At 61.0% G+C, this 22618-nt stretch carries 26 protein-coding genes and 3 tRNA genes; 21 read left to right on the forward strand and 8 right to left on the reverse strand.

Annotated elements, in window-relative coordinates; all coding sequences use genetic code 11:
• Positions 1 to 256 precede the first annotated feature (256 nt).
• The 3 genes from AWT75_RS13845 (at position 257) to AWT75_RS13855 (ending at position 2510) form a co-directional block, all read left to right on the forward strand.
• A complete protein-coding gene (locus AWT75_RS13845; protein ID WP_062789677.1) occupies positions 257 to 964 on the forward strand; it encodes a GAF domain-containing protein in 708 nt (235 codons plus the stop codon).
• An 83-nt stretch (positions 965 to 1047) separates the two neighbouring features.
• Positions 1048 to 1671 carry a GTP cyclohydrolase II gene (gene ribA, locus AWT75_RS13850; protein WP_045847162.1) on the forward strand — a complete coding sequence of 208 codons (624 nt, stop codon included), beginning with the start codon at positions 1048 to 1050 and terminating at the stop codon, positions 1669 to 1671.
• Positions 1672 to 1847: 176 nt separating this feature from the next.
• On the forward strand, positions 1848 to 2510 hold the full coding sequence (locus AWT75_RS13855; RefSeq protein ID WP_062789679.1) for a hypothetical protein: 663 nt from the start codon (positions 1848 to 1850) through the stop codon (positions 2508 to 2510).
• A 46-nt stretch (positions 2511 to 2556) separates the two neighbouring features.
• On the opposite strand, the gene AWT75_RS13860 is transcribed toward AWT75_RS13855, so the two are convergent.
• From AWT75_RS13860 to AWT75_RS13870, 3 genes are all read right to left on the reverse strand, one after another.
• Positions 2557 to 2632 (reverse strand) — tRNA-Ala (locus tag AWT75_RS13860).
• A gap of 21 nt (positions 2633 to 2653) precedes the next feature.
• Positions 2654 to 2729 (reverse strand) — tRNA-Glu (locus AWT75_RS13865).
• A gap of 25 nt (positions 2730 to 2754) precedes the next feature.
• Positions 2755 to 2830 (reverse strand) — tRNA-Ala (locus AWT75_RS13870).
• Positions 2831 to 2960: 130 nt separating this feature from the next.
• On the opposite strand from AWT75_RS13870, the gene hpnC reads away from it, so the two are divergent.
• From hpnC to AWT75_RS13910, 8 genes are all read left to right on the forward strand, one after another.
• Positions 2961 to 3773, forward strand: coding sequence for a squalene synthase HpnC (gene hpnC / locus AWT75_RS13875; protein ID WP_062789681.1), 813 nt, complete (start codon positions 2961 to 2963; stop codon positions 3771 to 3773).
• A gap of 65 nt (positions 3774 to 3838) precedes the next feature.
• Positions 3839 to 4684 carry a presqualene diphosphate synthase HpnD gene (gene hpnD / locus AWT75_RS13880; RefSeq protein WP_045847165.1) on the forward strand — a complete coding sequence of 282 codons (846 nt, stop codon included), beginning with the start codon at positions 3839 to 3841 and terminating at the stop codon, positions 4682 to 4684.
• Between the two features lie 7 nt (positions 4685 to 4691).
• A complete protein-coding gene (hpnE, locus tag AWT75_RS13885) occupies positions 4692 to 5996 on the forward strand; it encodes a hydroxysqualene dehydroxylase HpnE (RefSeq protein WP_062789683.1) in 1305 nt (434 codons plus the stop codon).
• Between the two features lie 20 nt (positions 5997 to 6016).
• Positions 6017 to 6775, forward strand: a complete 759-nt coding sequence (locus AWT75_RS13890) for an SDR family oxidoreductase (RefSeq protein WP_062789685.1) — start codon at positions 6017 to 6019, stop codon at positions 6773 to 6775.
• 56 nt (positions 6776 to 6831) lie between these two features.
• Positions 6832 to 7431, forward strand: coding sequence for a hypothetical protein (locus AWT75_RS13895; RefSeq protein ID WP_062789687.1), 600 nt, complete (start codon positions 6832 to 6834; stop codon positions 7429 to 7431).
• Between the two features lie 22 nt (positions 7432 to 7453).
• Positions 7454 to 8818 carry a DNA repair protein RadA gene (gene radA, locus AWT75_RS13900; protein WP_045847169.1) on the forward strand — a complete coding sequence of 455 codons (1365 nt, stop codon included), beginning with the start codon at positions 7454 to 7456 and terminating at the stop codon, positions 8816 to 8818.
• A 2-nt stretch (positions 8819 to 8820) separates the two neighbouring features.
• On the forward strand, positions 8821 to 9381 hold the full coding sequence (locus AWT75_RS13905; RefSeq protein WP_062789689.1) for a sigma-70 family RNA polymerase sigma factor: 561 nt from the start codon (positions 8821 to 8823) through the stop codon (positions 9379 to 9381).
• The gene (locus AWT75_RS13910) at positions 9378 to 9557 is read left to right on the forward strand and encodes a zf-HC2 domain-containing protein (RefSeq protein ID WP_045847171.1); all 180 of its coding nucleotides are present in this window, start codon (positions 9378 to 9380) and stop codon (positions 9555 to 9557) included. The genes AWT75_RS13905 and AWT75_RS13910 overlap by 4 nt, the downstream gene beginning before the upstream one ends.
• A gap of 72 nt (positions 9558 to 9629) precedes the next feature.
• Here AWT75_RS13910 and AWT75_RS13915 read toward each other — a convergent pair whose 3' ends face one another.
• The 3 genes from AWT75_RS13915 to AWT75_RS13925 all read right to left on the reverse strand — a co-directional run bounded on the left by AWT75_RS13915 (position 9630) and on the right by AWT75_RS13925 (position 12571).
• Positions 9630 to 9983, reverse strand: a complete 354-nt coding sequence (locus AWT75_RS13915) for a DUF2325 domain-containing protein (protein ID WP_062789692.1) — start codon at positions 9981 to 9983, stop codon at positions 9630 to 9632.
• A gap of 125 nt (positions 9984 to 10108) precedes the next feature.
• Positions 10109 to 10888 carry a hypothetical protein gene (locus AWT75_RS13920; RefSeq protein ID WP_062789694.1) on the reverse strand — a complete coding sequence of 260 codons (780 nt, stop codon included), beginning with the start codon at positions 10886 to 10888 and terminating at the stop codon, positions 10109 to 10111.
• The gene (locus tag AWT75_RS13925) at positions 10889 to 12571 is read right to left on the reverse strand and encodes an ABC1 kinase family protein (RefSeq protein ID WP_045847174.1); all 1683 of its coding nucleotides are present in this window, start codon (positions 12569 to 12571) and stop codon (positions 10889 to 10891) included.
• A gap of 60 nt (positions 12572 to 12631) precedes the next feature.
• Between AWT75_RS13925 and AWT75_RS13930 the strand changes: the two genes are divergently transcribed.
• The 7 genes from AWT75_RS13930 to nudB all read left to right on the forward strand — a co-directional run bounded on the left by AWT75_RS13930 (position 12632) and on the right by nudB (position 18058).
• Positions 12632 to 13417, forward strand: coding sequence for a C40 family peptidase (locus AWT75_RS13930; protein ID WP_062789696.1), 786 nt, complete (start codon positions 12632 to 12634; stop codon positions 13415 to 13417).
• 75 nt (positions 13418 to 13492) lie between these two features.
• A complete protein-coding gene (locus AWT75_RS13935; RefSeq protein ID WP_045847223.1) occupies positions 13493 to 13705 on the forward strand; it encodes a hypothetical protein in 213 nt (70 codons plus the stop codon).
• A gap of 13 nt (positions 13706 to 13718) precedes the next feature.
• Complete coding sequence (locus AWT75_RS13940) at positions 13719 to 14966, forward strand: lipoprotein-releasing ABC transporter permease subunit (protein ID WP_062789698.1); 1248 nt, start codon at positions 13719 to 13721, stop codon at positions 14964 to 14966.
• Positions 14959 to 15648, forward strand: a complete 690-nt coding sequence (gene lolD, locus AWT75_RS13945; RefSeq protein ID WP_062789700.1) for a lipoprotein-releasing ABC transporter ATP-binding protein LolD — start codon at positions 14959 to 14961, stop codon at positions 15646 to 15648. The genes AWT75_RS13940 and lolD overlap by 8 nt, the downstream gene beginning before the upstream one ends.
• A 28-nt stretch (positions 15649 to 15676) precedes the next feature.
• A complete protein-coding gene (locus AWT75_RS13950) occupies positions 15677 to 16984 on the forward strand; it encodes a mechanosensitive ion channel family protein (protein ID WP_062789705.1) in 1308 nt (435 codons plus the stop codon).
• The gene (locus tag AWT75_RS13955) at positions 16981 to 17616 is read left to right on the forward strand and encodes a response regulator transcription factor (protein WP_045847178.1); all 636 of its coding nucleotides are present in this window, start codon (positions 16981 to 16983) and stop codon (positions 17614 to 17616) included. Before AWT75_RS13950 ends, AWT75_RS13955 begins: the two co-directional genes overlap by 4 nt.
• On the forward strand, positions 17606 to 18058 hold the full coding sequence (gene nudB / locus AWT75_RS13960) for a dihydroneopterin triphosphate diphosphatase (protein ID WP_062789707.1): 453 nt from the start codon (positions 17606 to 17608) through the stop codon (positions 18056 to 18058). Before AWT75_RS13955 ends, nudB begins: the two co-directional genes overlap by 11 nt.
• On the opposite strand, the gene chrA is transcribed toward nudB, so the two are convergent.
• Positions 18055 to 19389 (reverse strand): chromate efflux transporter, encoded by a 1335-nt coding sequence (gene chrA, locus AWT75_RS13965; RefSeq protein WP_062789709.1) that lies wholly within the window; start codon positions 19387 to 19389, stop codon positions 18055 to 18057. The genes nudB and chrA overlap by 4 nt on opposite strands.
• A 141-nt stretch (positions 19390 to 19530) precedes the next feature.
• On the opposite strand from chrA, the gene AWT75_RS13970 reads away from it, so the two are divergent.
• Positions 19531 to 20133, forward strand: coding sequence for a phosphatase PAP2 family protein (locus AWT75_RS13970; protein WP_062789711.1), 603 nt, complete (start codon positions 19531 to 19533; stop codon positions 20131 to 20133).
• A 1-nt stretch (position 20134) separates the two neighbouring features.
• On the opposite strand, the gene AWT75_RS23535 is transcribed toward AWT75_RS13970, so the two are convergent.
• Complete coding sequence (locus AWT75_RS23535) at positions 20135 to 21313, reverse strand: HoxN/HupN/NixA family nickel/cobalt transporter (protein ID WP_082696108.1); 1179 nt, start codon at positions 21311 to 21313, stop codon at positions 20135 to 20137.
• Positions 21314 to 21387: 74 nt separating this feature from the next.
• Here AWT75_RS23535 and AWT75_RS13980 point away from each other — a divergent pair, with 74 nt between their 5' ends.
• Positions 21388 to 21675 (forward strand): metal/formaldehyde-sensitive transcriptional repressor, encoded by a 288-nt coding sequence (locus tag AWT75_RS13980; RefSeq protein WP_062789713.1) that lies wholly within the window; start codon positions 21388 to 21390, stop codon positions 21673 to 21675.
• A gap of 136 nt (positions 21676 to 21811) precedes the next feature.
• A complete protein-coding gene (locus AWT75_RS13985) occupies positions 21812 to 22561 on the forward strand; it encodes an endonuclease/exonuclease/phosphatase family protein (RefSeq protein WP_420835425.1) in 750 nt (249 codons plus the stop codon).
• Positions 22562 to 22618 lie beyond the last annotated feature (57 nt).

Consider the following 22618-nt stretch of genomic DNA (forward strand, 5'->3'; position numbering starts at 1 on the left):
TTGGGGCCTCCGGGCAGCACCGGGCAGGCTGGCCAACCCGGTCGGCTGGCAGGCCGTGTTGTCGGAGCAGGGAGATGGTGCGATGACCCGCACGGATGCGCAGCGGAGAAAACGGAATATGGATGGCAGTCATGAGGCAGCGATGCAGGCAGAGGGAAGGGCGACTTTTGTTGGCAGTATTGGTATGCTAACGCGTTTTATCAGACAGCTTGGCCGTGTTTGGCTGTCTGTGTTCCAAGCAATGCCAGGAGTATTGATGATACCGACCCGCCAGCTGACCGACTACCTGCGTGAACAGGGCCTGAAGCTAGATCGAACCGAATTGCAAATTGCCGTCATGACCTTGCAGGCCGTGCTGGATGTGGAAAAACCCCCGGTGCAGCGCGATCTGTTCCGCTACCAGGTGCCCGAGCTGAGCGAAGACGGTGCCTGCTCGCTGGTAGAAGAGCTGGCTGATGAACCGTACGACCTGTCGGTATGGTTTGGCGGCGAAACCGAAGCTGCGCGCAGCTTGCTGACCAATTTCAATGCACTGGTCGATTCGGTCAACCAGAAGATCGGTGCAGACTGGCTGGGCATTTATCGCCGCGCCGGTGAGGGCAAGGATGCCCGTCTGGTAAAGCTGGCCTACCAGGGCCTGCCCAGCCGGGCTGAATTCCCGCTGACCGAAGAATTTGCCGCAGGCAGCAATAACAGCCGCGTTGGCCTGACCGGCTGGGGCGTGCTGATTGACGATGTCGCCGCCTGGCGCGCCGAAGGTGGCGGCTACTACGAATGCGACCCCAAGGTGAAGAGTGAAGTCTGCCTGCCCATCGTGGATGAGCATGACCGGGTATTGGGTATTCTGGATGCCGAATCCAGTCAGCTGAGCTACTTTGATGCCAGCCGTCAGGTATGGCTGGCGGCATTGGCCATTGTGCTGGCAGCACCGTTTGCTGCCATGCCGCCGCTTGAAAAGGCGTAAATTGCCCTCAGTTACGGAATATTCCCCACCACATGGCTTCGCGTAGCAAGCGCGAAGTTTCCCGAACAGATTCCGGAGCAAGCATGGCCGCGCAATACCCCAACCCGCAGATTGAACCCGTTGTTGATTACGTGGCCAGTTGCAAGCTGCCTACGCCGTTCGGGGTGTTCACCATGCATGGCTTTGAGGAGCAGGACAGCCGGCGCGAACATGTGGTGCTCACCATGGGCGACGTGGCCGATGGTGAGCCGGTGCTGGCACGCCTGCATTCGGAATGCCTGACCGGTGACGCACTGTTCTCCTTGCGTTGCGATTGCGGTTTCCAGCTGGAAGCTGCGCTGGAAGCCATTGCAAAGGAAGGCCGTGGTGCCTTGCTCTATTTGCGGCAAGAAGGTCGTGGTATCGGTCTGATCAACAAGATCCGCGCCTACAAATTGCAGGATGGCGGGGCGGACACCGTGGAAGCCAACGAGCAACTGGGCTTCCCGGCGGACATGCGTGACTTCCGCGTGGCGCGCCACATGCTGGATGCGCTGAATATCAAGAGCGTGCGGGTGATGACCAACAACCCGCGCAAGCTGGAAACCCTCAAGACCGCCGGTATCGACGTGGTGGAGCGGGTGCCGCTGATGGTGGGGCGCAACCCGCATAACGATCGTTACCTGGATACCAAGGCCGCCAAGCTGGGCCACATGCTGTTTTCCTGATCATTCCGTTTTTGCCGCACTTCCCCGATGCCAGCGCCGTGCGCTGGCATTTTTCATGCTGCTTACGCTGTTTGCTGTTCAACGATTCAAGTATTCTCGATACTGGTCGATAGATTTAAAATAAAACAAATATTTATTGAAAATGTGGTGGGCAGTCCGCTGAGTGAGGCATCGCGATGAAAATCACCGCCAAGCAGAATGTCTGGTTCAACACCATGGCTGAACCACAGGCCCGGCGTGGCAAACTGCCACGGCGCATGCCAAACCGGGATGGCGTAGAGGAAAGCGTGGCCCTGGCAGAGTTTCTGGACTGGGTGGCCATGCTGGATGATCTGGCACGACGTGCCGGTAGCGGACGGGATGAAGACGCGCGTCAGCTGGCCCTGGCCAAGCTGCGTTTTCTGTTGCGGCGCGTCCAGCATTTGCGCGAACAGATGATGCAGGGTGGCCGAGGACAGGCCAGGAGCGGGCTGGAACGCCTGGTGCGTCTGGTTGAGGAATGGGGGCAGGTGCTGCAGGAGTTGACCGGGCGGCAGCCCGTTGTGGTGGATGACTGGCCCTTGCCTTATCGCTTGTACAGCAGGCAGGCCGGAGAACTGCCATCGCCAGCATTTGCGCCGCGGGTGGCGGAGCGGCGGCGACGGCAACGGCCTGGTGACAATGTCTTGCTGCCACAAGAGCAAGAAGCCGCCGTGCTGGTATTGCACGGCATCCGCTTTGTGCTGGCGCTGGTTGGCGAGGGCTTTGGCATGGCGCAGCATCCGCTGCTGTTGCAGGTACAGGCAAGGCTGGCACAGCTGGTGCCGCTGCTGGGGCCGCCGGGGACGGCAGCCATTTGACGCAGGCAAAGAAAAAGCCGGAATCGCGTGATTCCGGCTTTTGTGTTGGTGGAGATAAGCGGGATCGAACCGCTGACCTCTTGCATGCCATGCAAGCGCTCTCCCAGCTGAGCTATACCCCCACGGGTACTACATCGAATTCTTGGCGTCCCCACGGGGATTCGAACCCCGGTTACCGCCGTGAAAGGGCGATGTCCTAGGCCTCTAGACGATGGGGACCCTAGGCAAAACCTGTGAAGACCTTTGGTGGAGCTAAGCGGGATCGAACCGCTGACCTCTTGCATGCCATGCAAGCGCTCTCCCAGCTGAGCTATAGCCCCGTGTCTGTTGTTCACAGTGGGGCGCAGTATAGACAGGCTGTCCGCGGCTGTAAAGGGATCTGCGAAAAAAAATTTAGCGCTGCCCCTGCGCTATAATCACCGGTTCTGCAATGACAGGGTTGGATTGCCGATGTCGGTTGGTCACTACGAAAACTTCCCGGTCGGGTCGATCTTGCTGCCACGGCGCATGCGCCGCGCCGTGCATGTCATCTATCATTTTGCCCGCTATGCCGATGATGTGGCGGACGAAGGTGACAAGCTGCCTGACGAACGCCTGCGCGAACTGACGCATTTGCGTGACGAGCTGGATGTCATCCGCGATGGCGGTATTCCGGCCATGCCGCTGATGCGCAACCTGGCTACCGTCATCAGCCAGCATCAGCTGCCGCTGCAGCCGTTTTATGACTTGCTGTCGGCCTTCAGTCAGGACGTGGTGAAAACCCGCTACCAGAGCTTTGCCGAAGTGGTGGACTACTGTCGCCGCTCGGCCAATCCGGTGGGGCGGCTGATGCTGGCACTGTATGGTGAAAACGACCCGCGCAGCCTGGCCATGTCCGATGGCATCTGCACGGCATTGCAACTGATCAACTTCCTGCAGGATGTCGGCGTGGACTGGAACAAGGGCCGCATCTACATTCCGCTGGATGATCTGGAAAAATACCGCATCCGCGAAGCGCAGATTGCCGGGCGCGATGCCACCGGCCTGTGGCGGCCGATGATGCTGGCGCAGATCGAACGCACCCGCAAGATGCTGCAAGCCGGTGCGCCGCTGGGCAAGGTGCTCAAGGGTCGCCTGGGGCTGGAGCTGCGTCTTGTCATCATGGGCGGCGAGCGCATCCTGAAAAAGCTGCACGACAGCGGCGGCGACGTGTTCCGCCAGCGCCCGGTACTGACCTGGCGCGACTGGATTTACATGCTGTGGCGTGCGCTGCGCGCCAGATAGCAGATAAACATACTTACCCAGATGGGAAGCAGCAGGCTGACCCGTCGGCAACAAAGGAGAGGCGTGTGACGCCGCAGCAGTATTGTCAGGACAAGGCCGCCAGCAGCGGCTCCAGCTTTTACTACAGCTTCCGCTTCTTGCCGGAAGACCGCCGCGATGCCATTACCGCGCTGTATGCCTTTTGCCGCGAAGTGGACGACGTGGTGGATGAATGTCACGACGAAAACGTTGCCCGCGCCAAGCTGGCCTGGTGGCGAGGTGAAGTGGAAAAGCTGTACCACGGCCAGCCCGAACATCCGGTGATGCTGGCGCTCAAGCCGCATGTCAGCGCGCTGGACCTGCCGCAGAACCTGCTGGAAGAAATCATCGACGGCATGCAGATGGACCTGGACTTTGCCCGATACGACCGCTTCCAGGACCTGCTGTTGTACTGCCATCGCGTGGCGGGGGTGGTGGGCCAGCTGGCAGCACAGATTTTCGGCTACCAGGACCGGCAAACGCTGAAATACGCGCATGAACTGGGTATTGCCTTCCAGCTGACCAATATCATCCGCGACGTTGGTGAAGACGCGCGCCGTGGCCGCATTTACCTGCCGGTGGAAGAGCTGCAGCGTTTCAATGTGCCGGCCAGCGACCTGATGAGCTACAAGGAAAGTCCGGAATTTGCTGCGCTGATGTCTTTCCAGATCGAACGCGCGCGTGAATATTACCGCCGCGCCTGGGAGCTGCTGCCGGTGGTGGACCGCAAGAGCCAGCGTCCCGGCCTGCTGATGGCCGCCATCTACCGCGCCACGCTGGAGGAAATCCAGCTGGATGGCCCGGCCAAGGTGTTGAACCAGCGCCTGTCGCTGACGCCAGTACGCAAACTGTGGCTGGCATGGCGCACCTGGACGCTGGGCTACAAGGCCTGATGCTGTGATGAAGGCCAGACCGAAAATTGCCATTATCGGTGCCGGCTGGGCTGGGCTTGCCGCCGCGGTGGAGCTGGCAGGTCAGGCTGATCTGACCTTGTTCGAGGCCGGGCGCGAACCTGGCGGACGGGCCCGCCGCCTGAATAGTGGCGACAGTCTGCTGGATAATGGACAGCACATCCTGATTGGTGCCTACCGCGATTGCCTGCAACTGATGCGCAGAGTGGGCGTTGACGAGGCCAAGGCCATGTTGCGGCTGCCGCTGGTCTGGCAGCGCCAGGGCGGCATGCGCATGCAATGCCCGCGCTGGCCTGCTCCCTTGCATGTGCTGGCCGGCCTGCTGACGGCAAGCGGCATTGGCTGGCGGGACAAATGGCAACTGGCCCGTGCCTTGCAGGGCTTGCGCTGGCAAGGCTGGCGCTTGGCGCAAGACATCACGGTTGCCGAGTGGCTGACCGCACAAAGGCAGTCGGCTCATCTGGTGGAGCAGTTCTGGCGTCCCATGGTGCTGTCGGCGCTCAATACCCCGCTGGAGCTGGCTTCCATGCAGATTCTGGCCACCACCTTGCGCGACAGCCTGGGTGGTCGCCGTGCCGATAGCGACCTGCTGTTGCCGCGCAGTGATCTGACGGCCTTGTTTCCTGGCCCGGCCTTGGACTGGCTGCGCGAACAAGGCCTGCAATGGCGTGCCGGTGTACGGGTCGCACAGATTCATCCGGCAGAGCAGGGTGTGGTGGTGGATGGTGAGCCGTTTGATGCCGCCATCGTCGCGGTGGCACCTTATCATGCGGCCGAACTGCTGCAGGAGCCGCAACTGCAAAGTCAGATCAAGGCATTTCATTATTGGCCGATATATACCGCATACCTGCGCTACGATGCCGACATCAACATGCCGGTTCCCATGACGGGTTTGCAGGGCGGCACGCTGGACTGGCTGTTCGACCGCCAGGCGCTGTCGGGTGAGCGAGGCTTGCTGGCCGCTGTCATCAGCGCACCACCGCCCGCGGTGCGCAACCTGGATCGTGCCAGCTTGCTGGACCGGGTGCAGGCGGATGTCGAGGTGCTGTTGCCGGCGCTCAACGGGCTGGTGCCGCTGGAGCGGCAGCTGATCGTGGAGAAGCGCGCCACCTTTGCCTCTGGCGTGGGTCTGACAAGACCACACTGCCGTAGCAGGGTACAATCGGTTTATCTGGCGGGTGACTGGCTGTGCCCGGAATATCCCGCCACGCTGGAAGGTGCGGTGCGCAGCGGTCTTACCGCGGCCCGCCAGTTAATGCAGGACTTGCCATCATCAAGAGTTGCCGGCAGGTAACTCACAGCTGAAAAAACAAAATGAACCAAACATTTGCCAAGAATTGTCTGGAAGGCCGCGTCATTCTGGTGACGGGCGCAACGCAAGGGGTGGGCCGGGAAGCCGCGCTGACGTTTGCTGCACATGGTGCGGATGTCGTATTGCTGGCGCGCAGCGTAAAAGGGCTGGAGAAGGTCTACGATGAAATCATGGCCGCCGGCGGCAAGGAGCCGGCAGCCATTCCGCTGGACTTGCTGACGGCAACGGACGAACAACTGGGCAATGCCGCTTTCCAGATCAAGCAGACGCTGGGCCGACTGGACGGCATCGTGCATTGCGCATCGCATTTTTATGCCTTGTCGCCACTGTCCAACCAGGGCATCGACGAGTGGATGAACCAGTACCGCATCAACACCGTGGCCCCGTTTGCGTTGAGCCGCGCCTGCCTGCCGCTGCTGAAGGAATCGCCGGATGCATCGGTGCTGTTCATGGGCGAAAGCCATTCCTTGCACCCTGCGGCTTACTGGGGTGGCTTTGGCGCCTCCAAGGCCGGTTTGAACTATCTAACCAAGGTGGCCGCCGATGAATGGGACGTCTACCCGAACCTGCGCGTCAACCAGCTGATTCCGGGCCCGGTGAATTCGCCGCAGCGCAATCGCACCCACCCGGGTGAAGCCAAGAGCGAGCGGGCGGACCTGGCCACGCTGATGCCCTATCTGCTGTACTGGCTGTCGGCAGAAAGCAAGGGTCGCAGCGGCGAAATCATCGAGCTGGACCTGCGCAGCAAAAAAGGCGAATAAGCTGCATCTGCGCCGTGGCCTGTGTGGCTGCGGCGGATGGCAAATGGGGGTAATGCATGAAGAGTCTGTGGATTCTGCCCTTGCTGGCGGTGCTGGCCGGCTGCAATTGGGTCAATAATGTATCCGGCCTGTCCAAAGAGGCACACAAGGCACTCGGTGCCGCCTGTCGTCAGACCGGCCGCTCGCTGGAAGAGTGTTTTCGGCGTAATCCGGATGCCGATACGGCGGCCATTTACGCCGGCTGGCGTGAAATGAACGAATACATGGCCAAGAACAAGCTGGATACCATGGAACCACCGGCAGACAGTGCCGCCGGTCATGCTGAAGCTTCTGCCGCGAAAGCTGCCGCCAGTTCACCGGCAGAAGGCAAGTCATCCAGTGCGGCCACGGCGCCCAAGGGTGCGGTGGCCAATGCGCCGCCGCCGCTGACCAGCGAACAGGCGGACAAAGAAGCCAAGACCGATCCGCAAGTGGCCGCCGTTCTGGCGGCCATTCGCAAGAATGGCGGTGGTGAAAAGTCCAAATCCAAGGCCAGCAGCAGCGGCGAACCAGACCAGAAACGCCTGCTCAACATCATCCAGCAACTCAATGGCAACAAACCGGCAGCCGGTGGCGAGGCTCCGGCAGAGAACGCCAACAACGCCAATCCCGGTTGAACCCCTTCCTGCGCTTTTCCTGATGGCAAAAACCAAAACTGTTTTCAGCTGCACCGAGTGCGGCGGCCAACTGCCGAAATGGCAGGGCCAGTGTCCGCATTGTTCCGCCTGGAACACCCTGGTAGAGGCCGTCTCCACGCCCGCCAGCAGCAATCCTCGTTTCCAGTCGTGGTCCACCACCAATGCCCGTGTGCAAGTGCTGTCCGAGGTCAAGACCGAAGAAGTGCCGCGTGACCCGTCCGGCATCGACGAGCTGGACCGCGTGCTGGGCGGCGGCATCGTGCGTGGTGCCGTCATCCTGATTGGCGGCGACCCCGGCATTGGCAAATCCACCCTGCTGTTGCAGGCGCTGGCGGTAATCGGCAAGCGGCGCAAGGTGCTGTATGTATCGGGTGAGGAATCGCCACAGCAAATTGCCCTGCGTGCCTCACGGCTGGCGGTTGACCCCAGCCAGGTGAACCTGCTGGCGGAAATCCGCCTGGAAGCCATCCTGGAAACGCTCAAGCAAGAGCAGCCGGAAGTCGCAGTCATCGACTCCATCCAGACCTTGTACACCGAGCAGGTGACCTCGGCACCCGGTTCTGTATCGCAGGTGCGTGAATGTGCGGCCCAGCTCACCCGCATGGCCAAGCAGACCGGCACCACCATCCTGCTGGTAGGCCATGTCACCAAGGAAGGCTCTCTGGCCGGCCCGCGCGTGCTGGAACACATGGTGGATACCGTGCTGTATTTCGAAGGCGATACCCACTCCAGTCACCGCATGATCCGCGCCATCAAGAACCGCTTTGGCGCGGTCAACGAGCTGGGTGTGTTCGTGATGACCGAAACCGGGCTCAAGGGCGTGTCCAACCCCTCGGCCATTTTCCTGTCGTCCTACCGCGACGATGTGCCCGGCTCTTGCGTGCTGGTGACGCAGGAAGGTACGCGCCCCTTGCTGGTGGAAGTGCAGGCGCTGGTGGATGACTGTCACGGCATGCAACCCAAGCGCCTCACCGTGGGGCTGGAGCAGAACCGGCTGGCCATGCTGCTGGCGGTGCTGCACCGCCATGGCGGCGTGGCCTGTTTCGATCAGGATGTATTCCTGAACGCAGTGGGCGGGGTCAAGATCAGCGAACCGGCGGCCGATCTGGCCGTCATCCTGGCCATGGTGTCGTCGCTACGTAACAAGCCCCTGCCGGAAAAACTGGTGGTATTCGGTGAAGTGGGGCTGGCCGGTGAAGTGCGTCCGGTATCGCGCGGCCAGGAGCGCCTGAAAGAGGCGGCCAAACTGGGCTTCACCCGCGCACTGGTGCCCACCGCCAACAAGCCACGTCAGCCGATTGAAGGTTTGCAAGTGATTACCGTCGACCGGCTGGAACATGCGGTTGATTACTGCCGTGGAGACTGAACATGATTTCCCATGCAGACCTGGAAGCCGAACTGGGCTATTTGCAGCGCTATGCCTTGGCGCAGCTGCGCGATCGGGATGCCGCCAACGAGGTAGTGCAGGAAACCGTGCTGGCGGCGCTGGAATCCGGTGACAGTTTCAACGGCAAATCGAGCCTGCGCACCTGGCTGACGTCCATCCTGCGCTTCAAGCTGGTAGACCGCCTGCGCCGCAAGGGCAAGGAGGTGCTGTTCGAATCGCTGGAGGATGAAACCGACGATAGCGATTTTGACGGCCTGTTCAGCAAGGACGGCCACTGGCAGGACAAGATCAAGGCCTGGAGCGGGCCGGAGGAGTCCTTGATCTCCCGTCAGTTCTGGGAAGTGTTCGAGCGCTGTTCCGAGGTGATGCCGCGCCGCACCGCCATGGCTTTTGTCATGCGCGAGGTGATGGGACTGGAAATTGCCGAAATCTGTAACAATCTGGACATTACTGCGACTAACTGTTCAGTACTGCTCTATCGCGCACGAATGAGCTTGCGCGAATGTTTCGAAATTCGCTGGACCGGGGAGGCCAGGGCATGAAGATCAATTGCCGACAGGCCAGCCGTTTGATATCGCAAGGGCTGGATCAACCATTGAGCCAGTGGGATCACGTGCGTCTGCGCGTGCATTTGTGGATGTGCGGCAATTGCCGCCAGTTCTCGCATCAGCTGCAAGTCTTGCGCCAGTCGGCCCGCCAGGCCGGGCGCGGCGAATAGCTTGTTCCGCACCAAGTCCTGTTTTGTCACAGGCCAAAGCAAAGCCGACCCGTGGGTCGGCTTTTTCATTGCTCATGAGGCCTGGTGTGCCTGCCTGCGCTGTGCCTGATGCTGCGGACAGCTGGCACAAGCCTGTTCGCACAGCCCGGCACCGGTCAGCGATTGCTTGAGCGCACACACCGAGCGGCGGCAGGCAATGAAGCGGATATCCTGTTCTGCGGCCAGCGAGCGGAAGTGACGCATCACGTTGTGGCCGAGGAAATCGGTAAACAGGATCAGCAAGTCGGTTCCTGCCGGCAGACGGTCCAGCTTGCGCTGGTGCGAGCTGTTGCGTCCGCTCAGGTGGCGGTGAATCTGGATGCCATGTTCCTGCAGCACGGAGGGGATGTTGCCCAGGGTATCTGCACCTACCAGCATTGCGTTCATGAGTGGCTCCTGTCCGGATAAGTTTTGCAAATGATAATCATTACTATTTGCAAATGCAAGCGCCGTGACAGTCCATTGTCATTGTTGTGTGGCTTATTGTGCCTGCCGGCAAGCGAAGATGCCGCTCAGGGCAGGGCCTGCACGCGAATCCGTACGCTGTGGCTTTGCTGTCCCTGCTGTTGGCTGCCGCCGATCAGCAGGCTTTCCCGCCCCTGGCTGTCCTGCGTGGTGCGGGCAACTTCCAGCCATTCTCCCAAGCGGCCTTCTACCGTGGTGGACAGTTGGCTGCCCGTGCGTTGCACACCGTTGAAGGCCTGCTGGCTGACGGCCAGTTCGATGCTCACGCGCTGTCCGTTCAGCCGCGGACGGGCATAAAAACCGGTGATGGCATCCTGCATGCTGCTGCCACGCACCAGGCTGCCTTGCGGCGTCAGCATCAGCCAGGGCAGGGGGCGGCTTTGCACAAGCTGGATAAAGCCGCTGCGCCCGTCCAGCAGGGTGAGGCTTTGCAGGACTTGACTGGATTGTACGCGGCTGTCTTGCTGGGCGGACAGGGCCAGATTGCTACCTGTCTGGCCCGGCATGATGCGGCCGATGCTGATGTTGCCTTGTACCTGCACCCCGGATTGGTTCTGCGCATTGCTGCCGGACTGGCTCACCTCCAGGCGCAGGCTGGCCGGGCGCACGTCCAGCTGACGGGCCAGTGCAGCCAGTTGGGCCTCCCGCGCCGGGCTGGCGTCGATGATCAGCTGGTTGTCCATCGCGCTCAGCCGTTCATCCGGCCTTAATTGCGGTTGCAGCGCCGCTTGCAGTTCGCTTGGCGCGCGCCAGTTCAGTTCGACCAGTTGCAGGGCCTGGGCGGCGCTGTTGGCCAGCAATAAGGAAACAAGTAACACGAAACGCATTTACAGCTCCTTGCCGGAACGCCAGATCGACCAGATCAGCCACACGCTGTTGAACAGTGCAATCATGAAGCCGATGAAGCCGAAGAAGGGCAGGCCGAACAGCTTGGGCCCGGCGTTCACCGTCATCACGATGGAGGAACCGATGATCAGGCAGCCGGTGACAATGGCCATGGTCAGGCGGTTGGTGCTGCGGTCCAGCTGTTTGCCAAAGCTGTCCAGCCGCTGCAAGTCCAGATTGATGCGGAACTTGCCCTGGCGGATGTCCTTGGACAGGCGCAGGATGTCGCGTGGCAGCCCGGTGAGCATGCCCAGCGTTTCCTGCAGGGTGAGCTTGCCGCGCTTGAGCAGGGTTTTGGGGTGGTAGCGCGCCACGATCAGTTCGCGCACGAAGGGCGTGATGTGTTCCACCAGCTGGAAGTCCGGGTCCAGCTGGCGGCCCAGCCCTTCCAGCGTGATCAGCGCCTTGAACAGCATGGCCATGTCCGGCGGCAGCAGGATGCCGTGGTCGCGAATCAGGGCCATGATGTCGTTGATCAGCTGGCTGATGTTGAGGTTCTTCAGCGGGACGTGTTCGTACTGGAACATGAACTCGCTGATATCGTAGGCAAACTTCTGCTCGTCCACCGGTGTGCTGCCGGTCCACTCGATCAGCACGTCCATCATCGCGTGTTCGTTACGCTCGCCGAGGGCGGCCAGCAGATCGACGATTTCATCGCGTCGGCCATGGCTGATGCGCCCCACCATGCCGAAGTCGATGAAGGCAATGCGGTGTTCCGCCAGGAAGAACACATTGCCCGGGTGCGGGTCGGCGTGGAAAAAGCCGTTGAGCAGAATCATCTTCAGCACCGCGTCGGCACCGCGGCTGGCCAGCAGCACCGGGTCCAGCCCGCTGTCGGCCAGTTGTTCCAGCCGGCTGGCGGACAGACCGTCGATATGCTCCTGAACGTTGACTGCCGGATTGGTGTAATCCCAGTACACCTTGGGCACCACCACTTGCGGATCGTCGGCAAAATCACGGGCGAAGCGTTCCATATTGCGCGCTTCCACCGCCAGGTCCATCTCGCGCTTGAGTGAGCGGGAAAACTGGCTGACGATTTCCACCGGCTGAAAACGGCGCGAGTCGGGAAATTCCAGCTCGATCAGCGTAGCCAGATGCGCCAGGATGCGCAGGTCGGCGTCCACCTTGTCGACAATGCCGGGGCGGCGCAGCTTGACTGCTACATGGCTGCCATCGTGCAGGGTGGCAAAATGCACCTGGGCGATGGAAGCAGAGCCGATGGGCTTCTCGTCAAAGCTGGCAAACAGCTCTTCCGGCGGCTTGCCCAGCGCTTTTTGCACCAGCAGCCGTACCGAGGCCGGGTCCACCGGCGGCACGGTGGATTGCAGTTTCTCGAATTCAGCAATCCACTCGGCCGGGAATACATCCACCCGCGTGGAGAGAATCTGCCCCAGCTTGATGAAAGTGGGGCCCAGCTCCTCGAAGGCCAGCCGCACCCGCACCGGGGTGGGCAGGCCGGCATCGGCATCCGGCAGATGCAGGTTCAGCCATTCGCCGGCTTTTTCCATGGCGCGCGGCAGACGCAGGCGCTGGGCAAACTCGCCCAGACCGTGGCGGATGAGAATGCCGCTGATTTCCTTCAGGCGTGGAAGGTCACGCATTGCAACAAGAGTTTCTCTGAGCATGGGCTATCTGGTGTCCAAGTTGGCTTTACACTCCCGTCCCTGTCCGATAGAGTGCGGCCTATGAAATTGCAACTCCGATTACTCGCCGTGATGCTTGCTGGCGTCATGGTTTTTGCCCAGGCCGCACCTGAAAAAACTGCGCAGGACGCACGGCCCAAGGTCGAGGCCTCGGAAGACCCCATTGCCAAGTATGCCTCGCCTGGCGAGGATGCTGTAGGAGATTTGCTGCTGCAGGCCATGAGCCTGCTGGGTGTTGCCTACCGTTTTGGTGGCAATTCGCCGGTCAGCGGCCTGGATTGCAGCGGCTTTGTCCGTTATGTATTCCAGAAATCCCTCAAGGTCAATTTGCCGCGTACTTCCGCCGAAATGGCCCGCATTGGCAAGCCTGTCGATAAAAGTGAACTGGTGGCGGGAGACCTGGTCTTCTTCAATACCCGTGGTTTTGCCTATTCCCATGTCGGCATGTATATGGGTAATGGCAAGTTCATCCATGCGCCGCGCACCGGTCGCAACATCGAAGTGGTCAGCCTCAGTCAAAGCTACTGGCAAAGCCGCTGGAACGGTGCCCGCCGCATCAATCGCAGCAATGCCAATACCGTGGCTGCGGCAGATGACGTGAATGGCACGGACACGGTGTCAGCCAAGGGCAGTGGCGGTAGTGCAGTCGCGCCCACGATGAAGTGCCGCAAGGGCAAGAAGTGCAAGCCGGTGGCCGAAGCCGCCAGCAGCAAGAAGAAGGCCGGCAAGGCGGAGAAGTCTTCCCGTGCAGCCAAGTCCGACAAGGCCGGCAAGCCGGCCAAGGCTGCCAAATCCGGCCACGGCAAAAAGAAGAAACCCGCCAACTGACAAGCTGGTGGTTTGTCATCACCTCCATGCCCGCCTGTGCGGGCATTGCGTTTTCAGGAATAGCCAGCCATGGCAATGAATATCGACATACCGGTATGGAAAGATCCGCAGGGCGGCATTGTGGCCTGCGTGGAAAAAATCAAGGTCATGAACGAGAACCTGGAAGAATTGCAGCAGATGGCGCAGGACGCGCTGGAAGATGCCATTCTGATGGGCTGTGACGAGGCGCAGGTGAAAGACTTCCTGGTCCGTCTGATGCAGAGCCTGCACAACCCCTACCAGCCCTGAAAGGCATTCTGGCATGCATTGGCCATTCGAAGTCCTGATCGGGCTGCGTTATTTGCGCGCCAAACGGCGCAACGGTTTTATCTCCTTTATTTCCCTGATTTCCATTGTCGGCATCGCGCTGGGTGTGGCCGCGCTGATCATCGTGCTGTCGGTGATGAACGGTTTCCAGAAGGAAATCCGTGGCCGCATTCTCAGTGTGGCTTCCCATGTGGAAATCTCCGCCTTTGATGGCCGTCTGCCGCAGTGGCAGAGCGTGGCCAAGGTGGCAGAGCGGGACACGCATGTGCTGGCGGCAGCGCCCTTCGTCAATGGTCAGGGGCTATTTTCCGCCTACGGCAATGTACGCGGCGGCCTGGTGCGCGGCATCGAACCGGTGCTTGAGGACAAGGTGGTGGATGTAGGCCGCCACATGGTGCGCGGCAAGCTGGAGGCGCTGCAGCCGGGCAGTTTTGGCATCGTGCTGGGGGTGGAACTGGCAAGACAGCTGAATGTGGGCATGGGCGACAAGGTGACGCTGTTCACCCCGGAAGGCACGGTGACGCCCGCCGGAATGATTCCGCGTTACAAGCAGTTCACCGTGATCGGCATCTTCAAGGTGGACATGTTCGAGTACGACGCCTCGCTGGCCATGATCCATCTGCAGGATGCCCAGGTGTTGTCGCGGCTGGGCAATACCGTCAGCGGCGTGCGCCTGAAGCTGGATGACCCGATGCTCGCTCCGCTGGTGAAGGCCAACCTGCAGCAGGCGCTGGGCCAGCAGGATCAGGTGACAGACTGGACCGATACCAATGCCAATTACTTCCGTGCGGTGCAAATCGAAAAACGCATGATGACCATCATCCTCACCCTGATCGTGGCGGTGGCGGCTTTCAATCTGGTGTCCACGCTGGTGATGGTGGTGACCGACAAGCAGGCGGATATCGCCATCCTGCGCACCCTGGGCGCGGCACCGTCCAGCATCATGAAGATTTTCATGATCCAGGGCTCGGTGGCCGGGGTCAGCGGTACGCTGGCCGGGGTGGCCGGTGGCGTGCTGGTGGCGTTGAATCTGGATGTGATCGTGCCGCTGATCGAACGCGTGCTGGGCACCAAGCTGTTGTCCAGCGAGGTGTACATGATCGACTACCTGCCTTCCGATGTGCAGCTGGGCGATGTCAGCACCATTACCGTGATTGCCCTGTTGCTGGCCTTGCTGGCCACCATTTACCCGAGCTGGCGTGCCGCGCGCACCCAGCCGGCGGAGGCGCTGCGCTATGAGTAATGTGCTGAACTGCCGCAATCTGGGCAAAACCTATAGCGAAGGGCGGCTCAACCTGACCGTGCTGTCCGATGTATCGCTGAGTGTGGACAAGGGCGAACGGCTGGCCATTGTCGGTGCCTCCGGTTCGGGCAAGAGCACGCTGCTGCACTTGCTGGGCGGGCTGGATACACCCAGCCAGGGCGTGGTGGAAGTGCTGGGGCGCGATCTGGCCGGCCTGACCGAGGCCGAGCGTGGTGTGCTGCGCAATCAGTCGCTGGGCTTTGTCTACCAGTTCCATCACCTGCTGCCGGAGTTTTCGGCGCTGGAAAACGTGATGATGCCCTTGCTGATTCGTCGCCTGCCGCGCAAGGAAGCGGAAGAGCGTGCGGCCAGCATGCTGACACGGGTCGGCCTGGCCCAGCGCCTGCAGCACAAACCGGGCGAGTTGTCCGGTGGCGAGCGCCAGCGGGCGGCCATTGCCCGTGCGCTGGTGACCGAACCTGCCTGCCTGCTGGCCGATGAACCTACCGGTAATCTGGATTACCAGACCGCGCGTCAGGTGTTCGATCTGATGCTGGAACTGAATGCCGGGCTGGGCACCAGTCTGGTGATTGTCACGCACGACCTGGAGCTGGCTGGCCGGGCGCAGCGAACATTGCGGCTGGTGGAAGGCCGTTTGCAGGACGCAGTGCTGAGCGCCTGAACCCTCGGTGCGCGATACGGAGAAAACAATGCTGTTTGTGCGTGAAGAAATGGATTTTGACGTGGTATTGCAGGCGCTGCAGACCGGCCCCGGGCTGACCCAGCTGTTGCTGGGCGTGCTATGCCTGTTGCTGGGGGTGTTTGCCGCGCGCAATACCTTCCGCCGCTGGTTCATGCATCACCCGGAGCGTTACGAGCGGTTCCTGCCCTATACCGCCTTCCGGCTGGTGTTGCCGCTGGTCGCCCTGCTATCCATGCTGCTATCCATCATCGGCTGGATGATGGTGATGCATACGCGTCCGCACCTGCTGCCCTTGTTTGCTGCCATGCTGTTCTGGCTGGGGGTGATCCGCCTGTTTACCGCGGTCATGCGTCAGGCGCTGCCGCAGGGCAAGTTCGAGCGTAATTCCGAACACTTCATCGCCACCATGCTGTGGCTGGGTTTTGTCAGCTGGGCCATTGGCTTTGATGAAGTGATGCTGGACTGGCTGCAGTCGGTTTCCTTCTCTGTCGGCAAGTCGCGGCTGGACCTGCTCACCATCCTCAATGCCATGCTGTGGGTATCGGTCATCGTGGTGGTGGCCTTGTGGGTCAGCCGGGTGATAGAGGCGCGTGTGATGGCGCTCAAGCACATGGACCTGTCCTTGCGCATTGTGTTTGCCAAGATGGCCCGCACCCTGCTGATCGTGGTGGCGGTGCTCATCGCCCTGCCGGTAGTGGGGATAGACCTCACCGTACTGTCGGTGTTTGGCGGTGCGGTGGGTGTGGGGCTGGGTTTTGGCTTGCAGAAGATTGCCAGCAATTATGTGTCCGGCTTCATCATCCTGCTGGACCGTTCCATCCGTATTGGTGACCGTCTGATGGTGGATAACCGGGTAGGCTATGTCACCCGTATCACCTCGCGCTATGTGGTACTGAAAAGCGCAGATGGCTCCGAGGCCCTGGTGCCGAATGACGCGCTGATTTCCAACACCGTGATCAACCAGTCCTACTCGGACAAGGCCATGTGGATCAGCCTGCCCATCCAGGTGGATTACGGTACCGATCTGGACCAGGCGCTGGCCGTGCTGCGTGAGTCGGCAGTGCACCCGCGGGTAAAGACCGACCCGGCCCCGGCGGCTTTTGTCACGGCTTTTGCCGACAGTGGCATCAATCTGGAGCTGGGCATCTGGGTGAAAGACCCGGAAAACGGCTTCATGGGCTTGCGTTCGGAAATCTATCTGGCCATCTGGCGGCGGTTCAAGGAACTGGGTATCGAAATTCCCTATCCGCAGCGGGATGTGCGTATTGTCAGTGATGTGGCCGTGGCCTTGCCCGGCCGGGGAGAGCAGGGATGACAGGCAAACGACTGGCGATTGTGGATGACGATGCCGCGGTACGGCAGGCGCTGATCTGGCTGCTGGACGGTCAGGGCTACCAGGTCAGCGGCTTTGACAGTGCCGAAGAGTTCCTGGCCACCGGCCCGGATACCGGCTTCAACGGTCTGATTGTCGACCTGCGCATGTCCGGCATGTCCGGCATCATGCTGCTGGAGCGCCTTGCCGGTCTGGACTACTGCCCGCCAGCCATCATGCTGACCGCCCATGGCGATGTGCCGCATGCGGTGGCTGCCATCAAGCTGGGCGCGCTGGATTTCATGGAAAAACCATTCGACGACGAGGTATTGCTGTCACGGGTGGAAAAAATGCTGCTACAGGATGAAAGCAACCGCGCCAGCCATGGCCGCCGTCAGCGGGTGGGCAGCATGCTGGCGCAATTGACCGAGCGCGAAAAAGAAGTGATGCAGCTGATTTTGCTGGGCAAGCTGAACAAGCAGATTGCCGAAGAGCTCTCCATCAGCATGAAAACGGTGGAAGTACACCGTGCCCGTGTGTTCGAGAAAATGGGCGTCAAGTCGGCGGTGGAACTGGCCGGCTTGCTGGCCGCCAGCAAGGCCGATGCATCCGGAGGGCGTGGCGATGGGCACTAAGCAGCCGGTTTCCGTGCTGGTGGTGATTCACACCAAAGCCGGTGAAGTCTTGCTGATTGAACGCGCCGACCGGGCGGGCTACTGGCAGTCGGTCACCGGCAGCCGTGAAGGCAGCGAGACCCTGCTGGAGACAGCACGGCGCGAGGTGCTGGAAGAAACCGGGCTGGATGCCGACCAGCATGTGCTGAGTGACTGGCAATTGCACAACCGCTACGAAATCTACCCGCACTGGCGTCATCGCTACCCGGACGGCGTGACGCATAACGATGAATATGTGTTTGGCCTGCAACTGGACGCGCCACAAGCGGTGCGGCTGGCGGAAGGCGAGCATGTGTCCCAGCAATGGCTGCCCTGGCAACAGGCCGCCGAGCTGGTGTTTTCCCCCTCCAATGCCGCAGCCATCCGCCAGCTGGCAACACGGCTGGGCTTGCCTGCCGACTAGCCGTGCAGCAGGCAGCCGGCCACGGCTGCTGCGGCAATCACCTTGATCACCCCCACCTTGTAGCGCTGCAGTGCCAGTGCCGCAGCCACGGCCAGCAGGATGGCCTGCCAGTCCGGCCCGGCTTGCCAGCCTTGCGGCCAGAGCGCATGCCAGCCAAAGAACAGCGCCAGGTTGGCGATCACGCCCACCACTGCCGCGGTGATGGCAGTCAGTGGCGCAGTGAGCGACAGCTTGCCATGGCTGCTTTCAATCAGCGGCCCACCAGCCAGAATGAACAGGAAAGATGGCAGGAAGGTAAACCAGGTCACCAGGCAGGCGGCCAGTGTGCCAGCCAGCCCCGGAACCATACCCCCTGCATGCTGGAAGCCACCGACAAAGCCGACAAAGGCCACTACCATGATGAGCGGGCCGGGTGTGGTTTCGCCCAGTGCCAGTCCGTCCATCATCTGTCCGGCATTCAGCCAGCCATGCTGCACCACTGCACCCTGATAGACATAGGGCAGCACCGCATATGCCCCGCCAAAAGTCAGCAAGGCAGCCTTGGTGAAAAACCAGCCCATCTGGCTGAAGGGGTGGTCCCAGCCAAACAGGCCAAGCAGCACCAGCATCGGGCCGCACCACAACAGGCTGCCGGCCAGCACTACGCGCACCAGCCCGCCACGGCTGAAACGGGCATGAGGAGGCGGTGGAGTGTCATCGTCTATCAGTGCCGGTCCGGCTGACTGATGCGCTGCGCCATGTCCGCTGCCTGCGGCGGCAAACAGCGCCGGGTAGTGTTTGCCCGCCAGCGCGCCGATCAAGGCCGCAGTCAGGATGATCAGTGGGAAGGGCAGTCCGAAACCGGCCAGCGCGATAAAGGAAGCCAGTGCCAGTCCCCACAGCAGGCGGTTCTTCAAGGCACGCTGACCAATGCGCAGTGCCGCATGCAGCACGATGGCGACAATGGCCGGCTTGATGCCGTAAAACATGCCCGCCACCACACCCAGCTGGCCAAATACCAGATAGGCCCACGACAGCGCAATCAGGATCAGCAGCGAAGGCAGCACAAAAAGTCCGCCAGCCACGATACCGCCAGGCGTGCGGTGCAGCAGCCAGCCAATATATGTCGCCAGCTGCTGGGCTTCCGGGCCGGGCAGCAACATGCAGTAATTGAGCGCGTGCAAAAAGCGGCGCTCGGAAATCCAGCGGCGGCGTTCCACCAGTTCCTGATGCAGGATGGCAATCTGCCCGGCCGGGCCGCCAAAGCTGATGAAACCCAGCTTCAGCCAGAAAGCGCTTGCCTCGCGCAAAGAGACGGACCGTGGTGCTGGCGGTGTGTTGTTGACAGGCATGGACTGTCCGGAATCGGTATTTGTGTAAGCAAAGTGTGCCCATTTTGCACGGGCAGTACAAACTTCGTCACAAAACAGGCAAGGACAGCATGCGGCAGGATCGTTACAATCCGTTTTTCCGTTAATTGTCATCATACTGTCATGCTTGCACTGGAAAGCTTCAATCAGGCTTGTTTCCTGCTCATCAACGCCACGCCCGTCTCGTCCGTGCTGATGATCAAGCTGGCCATCTTCTTTGCCAAATACCTGATTTTGCTGATTCCGGTATTGCTGCTGCTGATGTGGCTGTGGGGTGAGCGTGCCCAGCGCGAGCGTGCGCTGAAGGTGCTGTTCAGTGTCGGGCTGGCCTTGCTGTGCAATCAGCTGATCGGCATGTTGTGGGATCACCCGCGCCCCTTTGCCATTGGCCTGGGGTATCGCTTTATCGACCATGCAGCCGACCCGTCCTTCCCCAGTGACCACACCACCATCTTCGCCACCACCGCCTTTGCCTTCTGGCTGGCCGGCAAGGCCAGGCTGGGCCAGCTGCTGTTGCTGCTGACCGCGCTGGTAGGGGTGTCACGCATTTATCTGGGTGTGCACTGGCCGCTGGATATTCTGGGTGGCCTGCTGCTGTCGCTGCCCTATGCGCTGGCCATGCATGCCGCCTGGCCGCGCTTTGGCCAGCGTGTGCTCGATGGCCTCAACCGCAGCTATCGTTGCCTGCTGGCCAAGCCGATTGCGCTGGGTTGGGTCAAGGCCTGATTCAGCCGGCCAGCTGCAGGCCCCCTTGCAGCATCATCACGGTTGCAATCACCACCATCATCAGGCTGGACAGATAAGGCAGACGTCGTATGGTGCCATCCAGCTGATGAAACTTCTCACCCAGCCGCCGTGCTCCCCAGGCGGCCACCACGCCAACGCTCACCAGTGAAATGGCCAGGCCGATGCTGAACGACGCCACCATGGTCAGACCCAGCGCTACCCGCTTGAGCTGCAGGCAAATCAGCAGGATGGTGACTGAGGCCGGGCAGGGCATCAGGCCGCCAGTCAGCCCGAACAGGGCAATCTGGCCATTGCTTACCGTTTTGCCGGCAAAGCGCCGGGCAATTTCCTCGGCATGGGCTTTCTCATGGGCATCCTGATACGGCTCGGCGGTGTCGGCCTGGGTCGACGCGCGTTGCGGCCGTGCCAGCATGCTGCCCTTGCCGACAACAGCGGCATTCTGACTGCGCTGCTGGTAGCGCCGCGCTGCCGGTGGGCCAAAGCGCAGGGCAAACTGATGGCCATGATTGCCATGCAGCATGTGCAGCGTGACGGAAAACTGGTGCGGCGAGGCAATGGGCTGCTCCGCCTGCAGGTAGCTCCCTCGTGATATCAGGAGGTAGTCCTCTTGCTGGCCCTCATCCCGCCGTACCTGTAGCCGGTACTGCACCTCACTGGCCGGCTTTTGCGGGCGTAGCTGTGCGCTGTAGCAATACAGGCGAAAACAGGCCTCGCTGTTCCAGTCATTACCCTCCAGCACTAACTCCACCAGTCCATGGCCGGTATTGATCATCTTGCCGCCGTGCGGGGCGTGCTGCCAGGCCCGGGCCGCCAGATTGTCCAGTCGCGTGCGCCATGCCATCCAGCTGGCAATGCCCAGCACGATGATGCCGGAGAGCAACAGCAGCCATGGCTCCGCCTGTTCAACCAGCAACTGGTTGCCATAGTGCAGGGCGCTTGCCGCCAGCAGCCAGACGACGAGCGAGTGGGACAAGGCCGCGCACAGGCCTAGCAGCACGGCCTGGGCAATGCTGCCGCGGATGGCAATGATGAAGGACGCCATCAGTGTTTTGGAGTGGCCAGGCTCCAGCCCGTGCAGGGCGCCCAGCAGGATGGCGGATGGAATGAACAGCCAGAGGTTGGTGGAACCTTGCTGTATCAGTTCGCTCAGTGGTGGCATGATGCGGATGCGTATCAGGATGAGAATGTCCGCAATATACTACCCCCCAGTATGTTTTGAGAAAGAAAATCGCAATGGGACACACCGTAAAGGGAAAAAAACCGCTACTGGCCAGAGTACGGCGTATCCAGGGACAGGCCGCCGCCATCGAGCGGGCGCTGGAGGAAGGGCAGGAGTGCATGGCGGTACTGCAGCAGATTGCTGCGATACGCGGTGCGGTCAATGGCCTGATGGCCGAAGTGCTGGAAGGCCATTTGCGCGAGCATTTGCTGGCCCCCGCCGCCATTGGTGCCGACGTCGACCCGGAACGGCAGCAGGAAGCCGACCAGGTGATGCGCCTGGTCCGCTCCTACCTGAAATAAAGCTGGCTGCTGCAAGCCGCATCAGCTTCAGGCTGACTGGCATGCTGATACCTGAAGTTGCCTCCCCCCAGGATGGAAATCGCGCATTATTTGCGCCAGGGACTGGCACAAGCGAGGCTGCTTGCGCTATGGATAGATGATGAAGCCACTCAAGATAACGACTTACAACATCCACAAGGGCATGTCCCCGCTGAACCGCCATGTGCGGGTCGATGAAATTGCCCATGCGCTGGAAATGCAGTCACCGGATTTGCTGTTCTTGCAGGAAGTTCAAGGCAAGAACCTGCTGCGTTCGCTGCGTCACGAGGGCTGGCCGGTACAAGCCCAACATCACTATCTGGCCCGGCGGCTGGATCACAAGGTGGTGTATGGCCTGAATGCCGCCTATGAACACGGCCACCATGGCAATGCGGTGCTGACCCGTCATCCCATCATCGAATGGTGTAACCGCGACCTGTCGGTCAACCGCTTTGAAAGCCGTGGCTTGCTGCATTGCATGCTGTTGCCGCGTGGCTGGAACCGCCCGATAGCCGCGTTGTGTGCACACCTCAATTTGCTGGCCCGCGACCGGCGCAAGCAATACGCCAATCTGCTGCATTACATCGAGGCAGCCATTGCGCCGGATACGCCCATCATCCTGGCTGGTGACTTCAACGACTGGCAGGGCGAGGCGAGCGAACGCCTGCAGCAGGCGGGCTTGCAGGAAGTGTTTCTCACCCACCGAGGCCATTACGCGCAAAGCTTTCCGGCACGGCTGCCGGTGCTGCCGCTGGACCGCATTTATGTGCGCGGCCTGCGGGTGCTGAGTGCCGATGTGCTGCGCGGCCTGCCCTGGTCGCGTTTGTCGGACCACTTGCCGCTGACTGCATCGCTGCTTCCAGCCTGAAAATGCTGATGTTCGATATGAAACATCAGTGTTTTGCGATTGATAAAACCATGCCGT

The organism is Aquitalea pelogenes, from assembly GCF_001515305.1.
GTDB lineage: Bacteria > Pseudomonadota > Gammaproteobacteria > Burkholderiales > Chromobacteriaceae > Aquitalea > Aquitalea pelogenes.